Consider the following 16,336-nt stretch of genomic DNA (forward strand, 5'->3'; position numbering starts at 1 on the left):
CTTCACTCTTTAAAACTTATTTCTATTACGAAGAGTATTATGTGTCTAGATAAATTAGCCCAAAATTTTTGGAAACACTTACATTCGATTGCGCTCCTCTTGAGATCCCGTTTCCCGATTCCTTTTTTCCTCTACTTTTTTATTTCCAAAGGGAAAAGAATAAGTTAGCTGAAATACCCTTTCTGACCAATCATTATCGCCATAGGTTTTTATGCCCAATTCGGGCTGATTATATTCCCATTCGATGATGCCGCTAGTGGCAGTGATATCCTGTACACTAAACGTAAGCGAACTTTCGTTCCTGAATTTTTTACTGATTCCCACGTTTACGTAATGTTGCAAGTACTGCTCTTGGTCTCCAGATATGTAAGGACTCATATACCTGCCATCGATGTTGGCGGTCCATGAATTACCCAATTCAAAAACGTTGGCCAACTGGGCCGTAACAGTAAATAAACCTTTTTCAAAAGGTAGGGGCCGGTTAGAGGCATCTTTTACCTTTTTGTAAGAACCGTCCAAATTCCAGTTCATTTTCCACCTCTGAGTGATTTTTATCGGGAAGCTCATATTTAGCAGGAATCCGTCCATTTTATCAAAATTGATGGGGATACTCGTCTGCAGATTCTTTTCCTTATCAACTGTGTTGTAAAATGCGATGGCACCTTTGGCCCTGTTTATCTCCATCGAGATCAAAAAAGAGCCTTGATTATAAGCCAACCTGACGGCATTGGTAAATGATGGCCTTATTCGCGTATTTGAACTGGCGAACAGGGACGGGTCTATTAAAACGTAGTAACCTGCCAAACTAAAAAAAGACGGCCTTTCAATACGTCGGTTAAAGGATAAAGTCAGCGACTTGGTCGAATCAATAGCGTAGCTGGTCCTGACGACCGGAAAAATATTATTGTAAGTAACGCTAAAGTCGTTCTCTCCAACGGTATCGTCAAGTTCATAATTATAATGCTCCAGTCTAAGGCCCAAATTACTTTCCCATTTCCCGTTCCATTGTTTATGAACCGAGGCATAGGCTGCCAAAACCTTTTCTGCAATGTCATCGTTCATTGTGAATGCTTCGTCTACTTCCCAAATACCGGATGTTCTGTTCCGAATCTGTGATTGGGTATTGGAGTTATTAAAAGTGCCTTTGAGACCTGTTTCCCATTTGTTGCCCGCTTCGGTCTCCCATTCAAAATCGGCCTTTGCCGTTTTAATTTCAAATTGTGATTCACGATCAACAGCTGTTTTATCAATGGCTTCCCCCGGATCTAGATTAGAAAGTTCGGAAGAATTTTGCACATCCAGTGTTACCCTATCCACATCGATATTTAAAGAAGCATTAGCCCCTATTTTTCGAAAATAGTTTAGATTTATAAAGGTGTTACTGTTAGGATTGTCAACATCAAGGAGGAATTCTGAATTGGTATTGGGCACCGAATTTATTGAACCACTTGACCTACTAGTATAATCATGGCCCAGTTCGTTATTTTTGGAATACCCAAAAAGACCCCCTACAGTGTTGTTTTTATCAATTTCAAAATCGGCCCCCAATGTAAAACCCAATGAATTGCTGGTAGGGTTTTCAAATTTCAACTTGTTCTCGTAATAGTAATAATCGCCCTCATTTTCATATTCCCTAAAATGATTTATCAATAACTGGGGAGATCTGCTATGAAAGCCAGTGGCATTGCCATAAATGTTCAAACGGTTATTGCGATAATTAAAGTCGGTACTGCCGTTGAATTTTTCCCTTTGCCCAATACCAGCGGTAAAACTAGCGTTGCCGTTAAACCCATAAAGATTGTTTTCCTTCATGACAATATGGATAATACCGGCGGCATTATCGGCATCATATTTGGCCGATGGTTGATGTATGAGTTCTATACGATCAATGCTTTCTGCCCGCATTCCCTTTAATTGCTGTATCAAGTTACCCTTGGGTACGCGCGATACCCTATCGTTTATCATAATCAGCACCTCGCCCTTATTGTTTAGACTAATGCTGTTCGAATTCTCCTGTACCATTACCCCAGGTGCCTTTTGAAGAACCTGCAGGGCATTATTACCACTAAAAGTAGGTAAGGACCCCACATTCAATATCAACCTATCGCTCATTTGCTGGAATAAGGCCTTACGCCCAACCACCTGAACGCCTTGTAACTGTTGGCTCATAGGTGATAATTGGATATTCCCCGTAGAATGCTCTTTTAAATCGGTAAGTGCTATAGATCTGAAGTACGGCTCGTATCCCAAAAGTGAAATATTGAGTATATAATTGCCCATTGATATTCCCTCCACAACAAACCCTCCATTGGTATTGGTGGTTACGCCCTTCACCAAAACAGAATCCTGTTGTTGTAATATAAGTACATGTGCGAAAGGCATTGCCTCTTTATTTTCATCATAAACATTGCCGGTCAGCGAAGCGTTCTGTGCAAATACGGCTTGTCCGGATCCCATAAGCACCAAAGCCACCACTAAACCATAATAATTGAGTTGACGCATGTAGTATTATTTTGATTATTTTCTATGGGGGAATTGCTTAGTATCCTAAAAGATCATAGTGATAGGTGGGGAAATGGAAACTTTAAATCCCCACCGTTGTGAATAAAGGTTTGTACAGATAGTATATTAAAAGGAGGTTAATCTATTGCCTATATTTATTGTTATGGCGCGCTTTTAACCGTCTTATTTTGCCAAAGGTGAATGATGTTCGTGAACCATTTTCCATCCATTGTCCGTCCTGACGAACAACAATGTTATTTGGTCATTAACCACCACTAGTTCCTCTCCAAATTTTAAATGAAAATCCGAGTGAAAGGTTAAATTGGCAACATCGCCATAAACGGCAATTTGTAAATCTTTGGCATCGAACTTTACTACCTCGGACACAGCACCAAAAACAGTTCGTTCATGCGCCTCGTTTGCATCACCCCCATTTCTTGGTTCTCCATTTTTGAATTCCGTAAACTTTGGACTGTAGGCGTGAAAGGAAATTAGTTTATCCATATCACCATCCTTAATACTTTGTGCAATTGCGCCAAAGGTCTCCATCACTTCTTGTTTCGCTTCCGGAAACTCGTCATTTATCAAATCGATCCTATTTACTTCAGCTTGTTGTGCATATCCTGAAATTAAAATTCCAAAAATCATAATCATTGTAAGTGTCATCTTAGTTTTCATAATCTTAAATTTATATAGTTAATAGTTTACTTTTTATGTGTCCGATATTTGCCAATAAGGATTGTTTTATTCCTTCTCAGCATAAAATCAAAATGGTTGTATCTCCCAGCAAGAATAAAAAGATCTAAGCTCTTGCCTCTAAAATCAAATTAAAAGGTGTTTCCGTAGCTCTTCTAAACCTAGTAAACCCAGCAGAGGTCGCAACTTCCCGCAAACGTTTTTCACCTGCCTGGGCACCTAGGGCAAGGCCTACCTCCTGATTTAGGGAACACGGTGTGCAAAGTGTTGTAGAAAATGCATAAAATGCCCTCCCGACCGGGTTTAGGTTTTCCTCCAAAGAATCATTTGCAAAAGGTTCCACGATCATACAGGTACCGTCGGGCTTTAAGGCTTTTTTTACGTGGGCACAGGCCCCAACGGGATCGCCCATATCATGCAGGCAATCGAAGAAAGCGATAAAGTCGTAATCGCTTCCTGGGAAATCTTTGGCCAATGCAACTTCAAAAGAAATATTGTCCAAACCTGCGGCGGCTGCACTTTCCCTAGCATGTTCTATAGATTTAGCATGATAATCATATCCAATAAAAGTGGATTTAGGATAAGCCTTGGCCATAATAATAGTAGACGCAGCATGGCCACAGCCAATATCCGCCACTTTTGCCCCATTCTTTAATTTAGCATCTACACCGTCCAAAGATGGAATCCAGTGGTTAACCAAATTATTTTCATAGGAAGGGCTGAAGAATTTTTCGGTACCGCAGAACAAACAAGTGCTGTGATCGCCCCAAGCGACCCCTTCCCCCGATTTAAAGGCTTTTTCCATCTTGGGTGCATCGTTGTAGACCGATGTAATTGCATAGAATGCTCCGGTCATAAATACAGGACTTTCCGCATCGCCGAAAACAGCTGCCTGTTCTGGGGTCATTGAAAAGCTATTGGTTGTGGCGTCATAACTTACATAACCCGATGCCGCCTGGGCCGATAGCCATTCACGGACATATCTTTCCGCAGTATTTGTTTCATCGGCCAACTCGGTCGAATTCATTGGCCCGGATACGGCCAAAGATTTGAAAAGTCCCAATTTATCCCCCAATAAGATCAAGGGTCCATTGGCTGCAGCTCCCATTTCGGTAACTACTTTTCCCAGTAACTCGTTTAATTTTGCTTCATTTAATTCCATGGTTCTAATTTTAAGTGAACAATTAATTTTAATTATCAAGGGGAACTAAAGTTTACTTTAAGGTCAAAAGGATTGTGCGGAAAGGGGGTTCATTATTTCTGCAAATGGTGGGAGAATTTCCGCTCTACAGCCTATGTATCCTATACCTCAAAATTGTTGTTGTCAAAGATGGAAATTAACATAAAGCACTGATTAACAGTTATGTTGCAAACTTGTTAAACTTTTGCACATGCCTTTAACTTATGGTGCAAGACCTTTAAATGATGTTGAAAAGCTTAGTTTGAGCTATAAATTTCTGAAGAAGTTTTTATGGGTATGCCTATACTTGAAAATCCAACTTTATCATATAGATTTATGTATCTTGGATCATCTCTTAAGGGGGCAAGAAGTGGCTCTTCCCGTAACCAGGTCATTTCTACCTCGTGCCTGTCGTACGACCTTTGTAGCCATTCAAAAGTCTTCTCATAATTCTTTTGTGTGCTATAAAACAGTGCTATAAACCATGCCGGACTACCAGAAGAGCGATTGTCGTACTTAGTTTCCAACTCTGCCAAATATTTGGAAGCATCTACGGTATTACCATCCATTTGGGCATATACGGCATTAAGCCACATCAGGATAGGTGGATAATCTGGGAATTGGGTCAGTAATTTATGAAGTTGTTCTTTTGATTTCTGATATTCCTTTAGATAAAAATTGAGTTTAGCGGACTCCCTTAGGTAAAACCAATTATCACTGTGCAAAGAATAGGTATTGTTTAAAAGTTCCAAAGCTTCTTCGGTTTCTCCAAGAAAAACTAAGGCTTCGGCCTTGAAGAAAAAAAGAATGCCGATTGATGAATCGGTCAAAATTACTTCATCCATGGCATCGACAGCATTTTGATACCTTCCTGTTTTTATGGCATAATCTGCATTTATAGAGGGAGTATTGTCCACGAAAGAATCCTTCAAAATTCGTTGGTAATAATTCTCTACTTCTTCAAAACGCCAATCGTAAAAAAAATACCCGCTGTATAATTCTTCCTCCACTTCCTTGTTGGTCGGATCTATTTTTAGTGCTTTCTCCAGTAATTTTTTGGCATTTCTCCAGGCTTCTTGTTCATCATATATCCCCCAAACCAATCCTCCGAAGCTCCATACCATAGCCTGACCTCTATAGGCATCCACGAAATTTGAGTCTATGGCGATAGCTTTTTCATATGAGGCAATAGCATTGGAGTACGATAGTTCGTTGGCCTTATTCCTTTGAAACTCGGCTTGAAGGTAATAAGAGTAGGCCTGTTTGCTTTTTGTGGGAACTTTTTGAATTTTATCAAGTTCATTATCGGCAATAACAGCATTCATATTAGCGGCAATACCTTCTACAACTGCGGTCTGCATTTTAAAAATTTCGTCACTTCTCCATTCCCTGATGTATTCTTTTGACCATAAATGATCGTTGGTCCGACTGTCTATCATTTGCAGGTTTATTTTGATTTGGTCACCGGAAATCTGAAGATTGCCCTGCAGGAGATTTGTCACCCCCAATTCAGTTGCAATTTCCTGGGCAGACCTATTCGTTTCCTTGTATTTTATAGTAGATGTAAAGGGAATAACCTTATCAATTGAATTAATTTTGGTGAGTCTCGAGATAACGGCATCTGTCATACCATCACTTATATATTCCAGATTTGGATCTCCCGTCCAATTTTTAAGGGGCAGTACAGCAATGGATTTTTCTGCAATTAAGTTTTCCATGCCTTTGGTTTCTACATTTTTCTTTAAAATAGTACTATAAAGAAATAAGGCCGCTGCTACTATTGCTATTAACAATACAGACAAGACTAATGGTTTTTTATAGCTTCCTTTTTGTTTTTTTGATAGGTCCACAGAGGAGAGCAACCCTTGGCCTGTTGCGGTATTGGATGGTTCTTTACTCTCAACGCCATCACTGGCCTCTCTAGATTTTACCTCCCCTGGGGTGTACCCGTAAAACTTATGGAAAGAAGTGCTGAAGTAGGTGGCACTGCTGAAACCCACCCGATAAGCTACTTCTGAGGCTGTAACATTTTCCTCCCTTAGCAGCTCCAAAGCCCTCTTCAATCTATATTCCCTGATAAATTGGCTTGTAGAGACACCTACTATTTTGTGCAGTTTTCGATGTAGACTGGAACGGCTCATTCCCACCGCTTGGGCAAGACTATCCACCCCAAATTGATCGTTGTTTAGGTGCGCCTCAATTTCTTTGGTAAGTTGCTCGACTAGAGTACCCCCCATTGATTTTGCGTGAAATCCTTTGTCCAAATTCTTGTCCGAACTCATCTACTAATCCAATTTCTTAAAGGGGAGTAGCACAAGTTAAGCAATTTAAAAAATAGTTGACCTGTAACTATCAGGCATTTAACTAATCCTTTTAAGCCAACGTTTGGCATTAGGTCTCTTTGGCGACGTCTATAAATTCTTATCTACCAACAATTTGCAGACCTATTGCCCTGAACTTATTGTAAACATTCTCTTAATAACGAATACAGTTAAATCAAATTAGGGTTTTATAAAGCATACACTTAAAGTCTACTTACCGTAATGAAATTTATTGGTGTCGAAATGCAGTCACAACATCAGGCTATTTACAAAAACAGTCAATATTACTTGAAAAAGATTTAATGCATCAGTCCAACGAGATAATCCCTTGACTAGCAAAATTTTAATTTTTTTTACTTTAACTTTGATGGACCCACATCAACGTTTTTATGAAAAACCTGTTAGTCAATATTAAAAAGTATATATCCCCACTTTTTAATACTAGGGCAGCTGGAATTTATATATTACTATTCGCTTTGTCCATAGGAGTAGCCACATTCATAGAAAATGATTTTGGCACCAGTGCTGCCCAAAAAACCATTTTCAAGTCTTGGTGGTTTGAACTATTGCTTCTTCTATTTGGTATTACGATCATCGTGAATATTTTCAAGTTCCGAATGATCCCTCAAAAGAAATGGCCCTTACTACTTTTTCATGGGGCCATCATTGTCATTTTGATCGGAGCAGGATTAACCAGATACCTGGGTTTTGAAGGGGTTATGCACATTCGCGAAAATGGTGCTTCTAACAATTTCCTTTCTTCCAATACTTTTTTAAAGTTTGATGTAAGCCAGGCTGGCCAAAACTATAATTTCGACGAACCAGTACTTTTTGCTTCCTTGGGAAACAACCGATGGCATGAGTCGTATTGGATAGGCAAAGATTTAATCAATGTACAGGTAAAAGAATTTATCCCCAATCCCAAACAGATTCTTGGCCAAAGTATAGATGGGAAACCCACCCTACAGATTGTGATGGCAGGAGCCAACGGGAGGGAAGAGTATTTTATCAATGAAGGTCAGACCAAACGTATAAAGAACCTCATTTTCAATTTTAAGGACACCCAATTGCCAGATGCCATTAATATTGCATATAGAAACGATTCCATTTTGTTCGCTTCCGATAGAACATTTTCAAGAACCGTTATGGCCACACAGAAGAAGGACACCTTATATCCTTCCCAAAATTATAGTCCCTTATTGCTGCGCTCACTTTATTCTGACGGGGCGAACAATATAGTCTTTTCCAATTTCGATAAAAATGGAACTGTCCGTATCGAATCTGAAGATCCCAAGGTAAAAAATGAAAGTCTCACTGCCCTTTTGATGGATGTTTCCGTAAACGGAAAAACCCAAGAAACAATTGTCTACGGTAGCAGGGGCATGGGAGGTAGGCCCGAAGTGCTTAATTTTGATGGTTTAAGCGTATCCGTTTCCTATGGTTCCAAAGAAATACAGCTCCCTTTTTACATTAAGTTGAACAAATTTATTTTGGATAAATATCCCGGTACCAACAGTGCCTCCTCCTATGCTAGTGAAGTTACCTTGGTGGATGACAAGAACAATGTGAACATGGATTATCGAATATTCATGAACAACATTTTAGACTATGATGGTTATAGGTTTTTCCAATCTTCCTTTGACAAAGATGAAAGAGGCACCTATTTAAGTGTAAACCACGATTTCTGGGGCACTTGGATTTCCTATATTGGATATGCATTGTTGACTATAGGCATGATATGGACATTGTTTAGCAGAAATACCAGGTTTTATCAGGTTACTCAGAAGATCAAGAAACTGCGTGCCAAGAGCGGTACTTTCCTCTTCCTATTATTTATTGCTTCAACTTCCTTTGCCCAAAAAACACTGGACGATTCCTTTATTGAACCTACCGTTTCTCTGGAACATGCCAATGAATTTAGCCATTTGGTGGTACAGGATTTTAAGGGCCGTATGAAACCAGTTCATACCCTGTCCCGAGAAATCATGCGCAAATTGGCACGCAAGGAAAGCATGTACGGCTTAACCGCAGACCAAATTATTCTGAGTCTTTTTATTAATAAACAAGAATGGTATGGTATACCCCTCATTAAACTGGGCAAGCATGAAGACATTAAAAAGAAACTTAGTGTAGGAGGTGACTATGCTTCCTATAAGGACTTTTTTGATACCAATGGAAAATATAAATTGCGCGATGAAATGCAAAGAATCTATGGCTTGGAACCCATTGATCAGGGTGTTTACGAGAAGGAACTTCTAAAAATAGACGAAAGGATCAATATTCTGAGTATGGCCTTTTCGGGTACCTTACTTAAGTTAATTCCAAATCCCGAAGATCCCAATAATACCTGGCTTTCCAATACCGCCCATAACCACGGTGCCAACGATGGGCATAACCATGAAGAGAACACTGCCGACAAATTTTTTAGTGCTTATACCTCAGCCTTGAAAGAAGCAGTAAATTCAAAAGACTACAAAAATGCGGATCATCTTTTAGCGGAGCTTAAAGCCTACCAGACCAAAAACGGGGGCGAAATAATGCCCTCCGAAGCAAAGATCAATGCCGAGATTTTATTGAACCAACTAAATGTGTTTACCCGCCTGGCCATAGGCTATATCTTTTTGGGACTCGCATTATTATTCTTTTTGTTCCTATCCGTTTTTAAGCCGGATGTAAAGTTAAAAAAAGTATACTTGCTTCTATTCTCATTGGTCCTCATAGGTTTCGCCTTTCATACCATAGGACTCGGTCTACGCTGGTACGTGTCCGGAAGGGCACCATGGAGCAACGGATATGAATCTATGATCTATATTGCCTGGACATCTACCTTGGCAGGCGTTTTATTTACCAGGAAATCCTTCGGTGGACTGGCTGCAACTATGGTTTTGGCCGCTACAATTCTTTTTGTATCTACCCTAAGTTTTCTAGATCCCGAGATTACGCCTTTGGTTCCCGTATTAAAATCCTATTGGTTAACCATCCATGTTTCTTTGGAAGCAGGTAGTTACGGATTTTTGATGTTGGGAGCTATTATTGGATTGATCAATTTGATTTTGATGGTTTTCCTTAAGGAATCCAACAAGGCACGAATAAAAAGAATTGTTCAGGAAATGTCGTACATCAGTGAACTTACGCTGATCGGTGGACTATTTATGGTTAGCATAGGTACTTATTTGGGTGGTGTTTGGGCCAACGAATCCTGGGGTCGATATTGGGGCTGGGATGCCAAGGAAACATGGGCCTTGGTCACTATTCTTGTATATGCCTTTATTTTGCATATGCGCATTATTCCAAAGCTCACCGGACTTTTTGCTTATAACGTAGCTACTATTTTTGGACTCGCCACGGTTATCATGACTTATTATGGGGTCAACTATTATTTATCCGGTTTACATTCGTATGCCACTGGAGATCCGGTGCCGATCCCAAATTGGGTTTATGTGGTGGTAGTTTCCATAATTATAATCAGCAGTGCGGCCTATTATAAAAAGCGGAAGTATCCAGTGATTTCGTAGAGGAGTTAAGATTATTGTACAAGGGTGCCATTCTCCAAAATCAGGTCATATGTATAGCCTGCCCCAAAATCCCGGTTGAGGCTAACTACAGCTCTAATGGTAATTTTGGAACCCTCCGGAACAAAGGTATTGGACGTGACAACCAAATCATAATCGTTCTGACTACCATCTTGAACGTGAAGCCAATTTCGTTCCATAATATTCGGGTTCACTTTAACACATGTTCCACTAATCTGAACGGTATGGCCTTCATACTTTTTAGGATCCTTTACCAGTTCAGAAATTTTTAAAGTACCCTTGTGCTCTACCAATTTTTCGGTATGTGTAGGGATATCTTCCTTAGTTGCCACAGTTTGCTCCATCTTTGGGACAGTCGATTTTAAATCCCCTACATGTTTCGAATGGTCCTGGGACACCAAATTGGAAACCAGATATATGGTATCGAATACCCGGTTGTATTCCTTGCTTTCAAAGTTGGTCTTTAAAAGGGGTCTCTTATAAAAATATACCTCCCCTTTTTTGGCCTCTTGTTTTCGGGTTGCGATCCAGAACTGACCATTCCCTTCCTCTTTTACTTTGAGATATACATAGCGATTGGTCGGCAAAACCTCTTGCACTACCACCTTATGAAGATCCTCATTGAACGAAATGTCGGAATTAGGAGTTACTTGGGTGGCGGGATTGGTGGTAAAGATTCCACTCCCATTTTCAGAATCTTCGGTATGGGTGGAGGGGGCAATGACCTTAGGGCTATTGTTGCAGCCCATTGCCAATAAAGAAACCATCATCAATAATCCAAATTTATAAGAAGTTTTCATGTTTCAAAGTTTTAAAATCGTTGTACGAGCCTAGAATAAATTCTATAATTATTTTCTTGATCGTAAGTGGTCATTTCTCCGGAGATGCTGAACATCAATTTTCGGTCTATGTAATAAGAAAGATTGGTACCCACATAATGTTGACTTAGCGGATTTAAATTATTGGTATAATGATAATGCACAAATCTATAATAAAAATCAGCGTTCAACCTTCCATCCAAATAGGAATTTGAATGCCGTATAGCGGCAACATTACTTTTTAAATAATTGGATTCATTCATGTTATAGGACAATGATAATCTTCCTCCGATGGTAGGAAGTTTTGAAAGGGTAATAAAGCCATAGATATTATCCGATCTATTCTCACTATTATTTTGGAACCGTTTGCTATAACTGGCTCCAGCAAATATATTTTTAAAGGGCCTAAAATTAATACGGGCACGGGCCCCTTGCCGGGCCACGTCATCATCCAAAAGTCGTTCTACCTCTGTCTGGAAAGTTTCATAGTACAAAATCCTTTTTCGAGAATCATAGGAAACCATCATATTAAATTTTCTACTGAATCTGTATCGGGCGGATAGATATAAATTGGTCAATCTAATATTATTGCTGACCACTTCATTGAGTTTACTGTACAGGTCCATTTCGAGAGAGGAAAACAGGTTAAGGTTCTGGAAAATGGTACTGGTATGCTGAAAATAAGCATAACGCCGATCTATTTCTCCACTATTTTGCTGTTGAATGAATCCCAATGTGGTCTGGGAATATAATGAAGCGCCTTCGGTCAGAGTACCTACATATCCCCCATATTGCAGCAAATTGGAATTAAATCCAAAATCCAATATGTCCGGGCGAAATCCTGCAATGGCACCAAAGTATTGTTTTCCGAAGAATTTTTCTACCTGCAAGCCGTCTATGGCTCCCAAAGAGGATATTTTGGAGTTGATGTTCCTTCCCAAGGTAAGAGACAATGTTGGTGTAGCATCGTAATGTGCAGCGAGATTGTAAATTCTCAACAAACTATTTTTTAGATAGGATGAAGTATCCTTTAAGCCCAAAATATGCTGATAATTCAAGTAGGTATTAAGCGAGAACTTTGACCCTTTAATATGTTCTGCATTCATGGAAAGACGACCCACTAAACGATGTCGGTCATCCCTTTGGCTATTTATCGTATTATAACTCGCAGCGGATACACTTCCCCTAATCGTTTCCTTATACAGTGGCTTTTCCTCCAATTCAATGATGGGCTGTATAACTTCCTTCCTTGGTGTTTCCTTCTTTTTTTCTGGTATTTTTGGAGGTATACGGTATATTACTACATCACCTTTTTGAATGGTACAGCCCTCGACCACTGTACAAACACATGAGGTGGTGGACTTGTTCTTAATCACCAAACAGGAATTACCTGTTCCTTCCAAACGTAGGGAATCCCCAATAATTATAGCCTGGGTATCATGGAATTTTACATATACATTCTGTGTTGTAACAAACGAGACTTCCCCACTTAACAATGGTGCAGGTACAGGATCCTGCCCATATATGTTGTAGGTTAGAGCTACAAAGCTTATAAAGAAACTAACTTTAAATCTCATGTTCTTATTAATTGCCATTGGGATGGCATTCTAGGCATGCAGTGCTTACATATTCATATCCATTTTCCTCTTTGTGTTTATCGTCCATTTCATTTTGCCCATGACACTGGAAACAGGAAAAATCCGCATAACTGGCCGGATTGGTATGACATTCCACGCAATCGTTCCAAACCTCTCCTTCCCTATGTTTTCCCGAGTAAATAGGGAAATATTGTGCATCGTGGTCAAATGTTGCAGGCGTCCATCCCGGATTGGTGGTATGACAGGCCACACAATCGGTAGGAAAATTGGCTGCCAGGTGGTTGGGGTTGTTGGTTTGGTCATAATTATCCTGATGACAATTTACACAATCAGGAGAAGCGTCCGAATAATTGGCCGTGGTATGGCACTGGGCACAATCCTGAATATTATGACCTAGTGTTAGTGGAAAAAAGTCATGGTCTATAGTGGCGGGTGCCCAACCGGGATTCGTTGTATGACATGATACACAATCCGTTGAAAAACCTGAGGTGGTATGATTTGGATCTTGGGTTCCGTTGTAATCACTTTGATGACAATTCACACATTCGGGCGAAAGCCCGGCATAAGTGCCAATGGTATGGCACTGGGTGCAGTCTTGTAAATCATGGCCCTGGGTCAACGGGAAAAAGTCATGATTGATCGTTGCCGGTGACCATCCTGGGTTGGTAGAATGACAAGATGCGCAATCATTTGAAAATCCGCTAGTCTGATGATTTGGATCTTGGGTTCCGTCGTAATCGCTTTGATGACAATTAACACAATCGGGCGAAAGTCCGGCATAGGTACCATTGGTATGGCATTGTGTACAATCCTGTAGGTCATGGCCTTGGGTCAAAGGGAAAAAGTCATGGTTAATGGTCGCCGGCGTCCATCCAGGATTAGTGGTATGACAGGAGACACAGTCTGTTGAAAAGCCAGAACTAGAATGATTTGGGTTTTGGGTACCGGCATAATCATCCTGGTGACAACTTACACAGTCTGGTGATGTATCCGCATAATTGGCCGTAGTATGGCATTGGGCACAATCCTGAATATCATGACCTTGGGTCAGGGGGAAAAAGTCATGGTTAATGGTCGCTGGGGTCCATCCGGGAGCAGTCGTATGACAGGAGGCACAGTCCGTGGAAAAACCAGAACTAGAATGATTCGGGTTTTGGGTACCTGCATAATCGTCTTGATGGCAACTAACACATTCAGGTGATGCATCTGCATAATTTCCCGTAGTATGGCACTGGGTGCAGTCTTGAATATCGTGCCCTTCCGTAAGCGGAAAAAAATCGTGGTTGCCAGCTCCTGCCGAATCCCATCCAAAACCTAGAGGATTATGGCATTCTATACAATCTGTTGAAAAGCCCGAGGTTTCGTGATTGGGGCTCTGTGTACTGGCATAATCGTCCCTATGGCAACTAATACAATCGTTCCCAATCCTATCAAACCTCAAGGTCGTTTCAGAAGTGTGGCATTCTACGCAGCTAAGATTACCATGGGCTCCGATCAAAGGGAAACCATTTTCTTCGTGCAGTTCTGGAATATTGTCTACCAACCAAGTCTGGGAAGTATGACAACGAACACAATCGTTGCCCACCGATTGGCTGTGTATATCAACATGGCAAGAAACACAGTCCGTTGAAGGCACTTCATTAAAAACCAAAGTACTGTGACAAAGTTTACAATCTACTTGGGCATGGGCACCCTCCAAAGGGTATTCTGTTTTATCGTGATCAAACTGAAGCGTGTAGTTATCAATAGTCCACCCCGAAGGATTATGGCATTTGGCACAATCCATTCTAAGCTGGTCACCATGAGGTGATTGCGCAAACAAATGCCAAACGCCCATAAGGGCAACTATTGTAAGTGACAGTCGATACATCTAAATTTCTGAATTTTGTATACTACTTCTACTTCTCCGTTAGCATTGGCTATCTCGTGACATGCACTACATTGAATTTTGGCATGCCTTCCTTCCAAAGGAAAATTGGTCAAGTCGTGATTGAACGTTTCCGGGAACCAACTGGAGGTGATATGGCAACGTTTACAATCAGTAACCCCGTCAATAGCAAAGGTGTCATCATGAATATTTTCATGACAGGTGGCGCAATTACTCTCTAAATTAGCGAATTTTTGACCCTTAATGGGTTCGTTCACAGTTAATTCGTTGAAATGACATGCCCTGCACTCCACCTCGGTATGTTTACCGGTTAATGGCCAATCTGTTTTGTTATGATCAAAATTCACGGAACTCCATGTATCATTGGTATGACAGCTAGTACAATCGTCGTTGGGATAGTATTTTTCACTTATGTATCCCTCATGGATGTCCTGATGGCAATCTACACAGTTGGCCCCCATATTTCGAAAAGTCCAGCGATCATCATCTTCGCTAACGTGACAACTAAAGCAAGGGGTCGCAATATGTGCCCCTTCCAAAGGAAATTCAGTTTCTTTATGCTGTTCCAAAGTATATAGGCTATAATCAAAACCTTTTTCCAAGGAATGGCATTGAACACAATCCGGTGAGACGCCGTTCTCTTTAAATTCCCCCTTATGATAGTCGACATGACAGTTGGTACATGCCGCAAAATCTATGGGAGCGGTGAACCTTTTTTTATGGCACTGTTTACAATCTACCTCTATATGTTTTCCTTCCAAAGGATAATCGGTTACACCATGGTCAAAGAAATCCATCGAACGAAGGGCTAAAAAGCTAGTCTCCCTATGACATTTTACACAGTCCGTTCCAAATTTACCGTCGTGCACGTCTTTATGACACTTTACACAACTATTCTCATTGATATTGTTCCTGTCCTGAAAAACTTGTAAGGGTTCACTGGTCTGGGCATGACAACTGAAGCAGTCCGTCTTTTGATGGCTACCTTTTAAGGTAAAATCGGTAAGATTATGATCAAATTGGTCCTGTCCCGAAAAGGTTGCAAAAGAGGTTTCAGTATGGCACTGGGCACATTGACCGGGTATTTTGGCATCGTGGGGGTCTTCGTGACAAGAAATACAATCCTCAAATGGTATATCAGTAAATTCTTGAAATTCCTTGCCATTTTTGATGGTCATCTTATGACATTCAATACAATCTACCGTGGAATGTTCCCCACTTAACTGAAAATCGGCTTGGTCATGATCAAATTTGGGAGCCGGTTTAAAGGCTTCCATATCATGACAGTCCACACAGTTGCTTGCCAAAGTTTTTTGATGGTAATCATCATGACACGATAAGCAGGTCTCATCCAAACCCAAATACGTTTTTTCCCTTTGTTTAAGATCGTTATTGGCAATATTTTCAGATATGTGGCATTTCCTGCAATCGACCGTCTCATGGGCACCTGCCAATTCATATCCAGTACTTTCATGATCAAAAGCGTCCTCATCGAGGTGAATCATATCGAATTTTCTTCCGTGATGTTCACTATGGCATTGAAAACAATCCTGTCTTATAACATCAGTCTGACCATGCAGCCCTTGTTTTTTGTTGACCAAACTTTGAATTTCTTTATGGCATTCCAAGCATTTTTTGTCGGTAACCTTATTCCCCAAATCATGGCATTGGGTACAATTGGACATGCCTTCCAGGTCCGCATGAGCCTTGGTCAGGTCACCAGGAGATATCTGGCCATATCCCATGTAGATGGTCAATAATAAAAGTAGGGCGGTATATTTGGAAATGGATTTCAAACCA

9 protein-coding genes are annotated in these 16,336 nt (G+C 40.5%); 1 reads left to right on the forward strand and 8 read right to left on the reverse strand.

Going from position 1 to position 16,336, the window contains the following annotated elements; translation table 11 throughout:
- Positions 1 to 78: 78 nt before the first annotated feature.
- The 4 genes from LV92_RS05305 to LV92_RS05320 all read right to left on the reverse strand — a co-directional run bounded on the left by LV92_RS05305 (position 79) and on the right by LV92_RS05320 (position 6,660).
- Positions 79 to 2,502: an outer membrane beta-barrel family protein gene (locus tag LV92_RS05305; RefSeq protein WP_111622612.1), complete on the reverse strand. Its 2,424-nt coding sequence runs from the start codon at positions 2,500 to 2,502 to the stop codon at positions 79 to 81.
- 183 nt (positions 2,503 to 2,685) lie between these two features.
- On the reverse strand, positions 2,686 to 3,180 hold the full coding sequence (locus LV92_RS05310; RefSeq protein WP_111622613.1) for a YybH family protein: 495 nt from the start codon (positions 3,178 to 3,180) through the stop codon (positions 2,686 to 2,688).
- Between the two features lie 124 nt (positions 3,181 to 3,304).
- On the reverse strand, positions 3,305 to 4,360 hold the full coding sequence (locus tag LV92_RS05315) for a class I SAM-dependent methyltransferase (protein WP_111622614.1): 1,056 nt from the start codon (positions 4,358 to 4,360) through the stop codon (positions 3,305 to 3,307).
- A 275-nt stretch (positions 4,361 to 4,635) separates the two neighbouring features.
- Entirely contained in the window at positions 4,636 to 6,660 is a 2,025-nt protein-coding gene (locus LV92_RS05320) for a helix-turn-helix domain-containing protein (protein WP_111622615.1), read from the reverse strand.
- A gap of 428 nt (positions 6,661 to 7,088) precedes the next feature.
- On the opposite strand from LV92_RS05320, the gene ccsA reads away from it, so the two are divergent.
- Positions 7,089 to 10,214: a cytochrome c biogenesis protein gene (gene ccsA / locus LV92_RS05325; RefSeq protein ID WP_111622616.1), complete on the forward strand. Its 3,126-nt coding sequence runs from the start codon at positions 7,089 to 7,091 to the stop codon at positions 10,212 to 10,214.
- An 11-nt stretch (positions 10,215 to 10,225) separates the two neighbouring features.
- Here the strand turns inward: ccsA and LV92_RS05330 are convergent, their stop codons facing one another.
- The 4 genes from LV92_RS05330 to LV92_RS05345 are packed head-to-tail and all read right to left on the reverse strand — an operon-like array spanning position 10,226 to position 16,332.
- Positions 10,226 to 11,032 (reverse strand): GW dipeptide domain-containing protein, encoded by an 807-nt coding sequence (locus LV92_RS05330; protein WP_111622617.1) that lies wholly within the window; start codon positions 11,030 to 11,032, stop codon positions 10,226 to 10,228.
- Between the two features lie 11 nt (positions 11,033 to 11,043).
- On the reverse strand, positions 11,044 to 12,627 hold the full coding sequence (locus LV92_RS05335) for a hypothetical protein (RefSeq protein ID WP_146613515.1): 1,584 nt from the start codon (positions 12,625 to 12,627) through the stop codon (positions 11,044 to 11,046).
- 7 nt (positions 12,628 to 12,634) lie between these two features.
- The gene (locus LV92_RS05340; protein ID WP_146613516.1) at positions 12,635 to 14,518 is read right to left on the reverse strand and encodes a hypothetical protein; all 1,884 of its coding nucleotides are present in this window, start codon (positions 14,516 to 14,518) and stop codon (positions 12,635 to 12,637) included.
- Complete coding sequence (locus LV92_RS05345; RefSeq protein WP_111622620.1) at positions 14,494 to 16,332, reverse strand: cytochrome c family protein; 1,839 nt, start codon at positions 16,330 to 16,332, stop codon at positions 14,494 to 14,496. Before LV92_RS05345 ends, LV92_RS05340 begins: the two co-directional genes overlap by 25 nt.
- Positions 16,333 to 16,336: the final 4 nt, after the last annotated feature.

The sequence above is a fragment of the Arenibacter echinorum genome (genome assembly GCF_003259375.1).
Taxonomy (GTDB): Bacteria; Bacteroidota; Bacteroidia; order Flavobacteriales; family Flavobacteriaceae; genus Arenibacter; species Arenibacter echinorum.

Coding starts and splice junctions, on each gene's coding strand:
- ccsA (WP_111622616.1), top strand. CDS start 7,089: ATGAAAAACCTGTTAGTCAATATTAAAAAGTATATATCCCCACTTTTT.
- LV92_RS05335 (WP_146613515.1), bottom strand. CDS start 12,627: ATGAGATTTAAAGTTAGTTTCTTTATAAGCTTTGTAGCTCTAACCTAC.
- LV92_RS05320 (WP_111622615.1), bottom strand. CDS start 6,660: ATGAGTTCGGACAAGAATTTGGACAAAGGATTTCACGCAAAATCAATG.
- LV92_RS05305 (WP_111622612.1), bottom strand. CDS start 2,502: ATGCGTCAACTCAATTATTATGGTTTAGTGGTGGCTTTGGTGCTTATG.
- LV92_RS05315 (WP_111622614.1), bottom strand. CDS start 4,360: ATGGAATTAAATGAAGCAAAATTAAACGAGTTACTGGGAAAAGTAGTT.
- LV92_RS05330 (WP_111622617.1), bottom strand. CDS start 11,032: ATGAAAACTTCTTATAAATTTGGATTATTGATGATGGTTTCTTTATTG.
- LV92_RS05340 (WP_146613516.1), bottom strand. CDS start 14,518: ATGTATCGACTGTCACTTACAATAGTTGCCCTTATGGGCGTTTGGCAT.
- LV92_RS05310 (WP_111622613.1), bottom strand. CDS start 3,180: ATGAAAACTAAGATGACACTTACAATGATTATGATTTTTGGAATTTTA.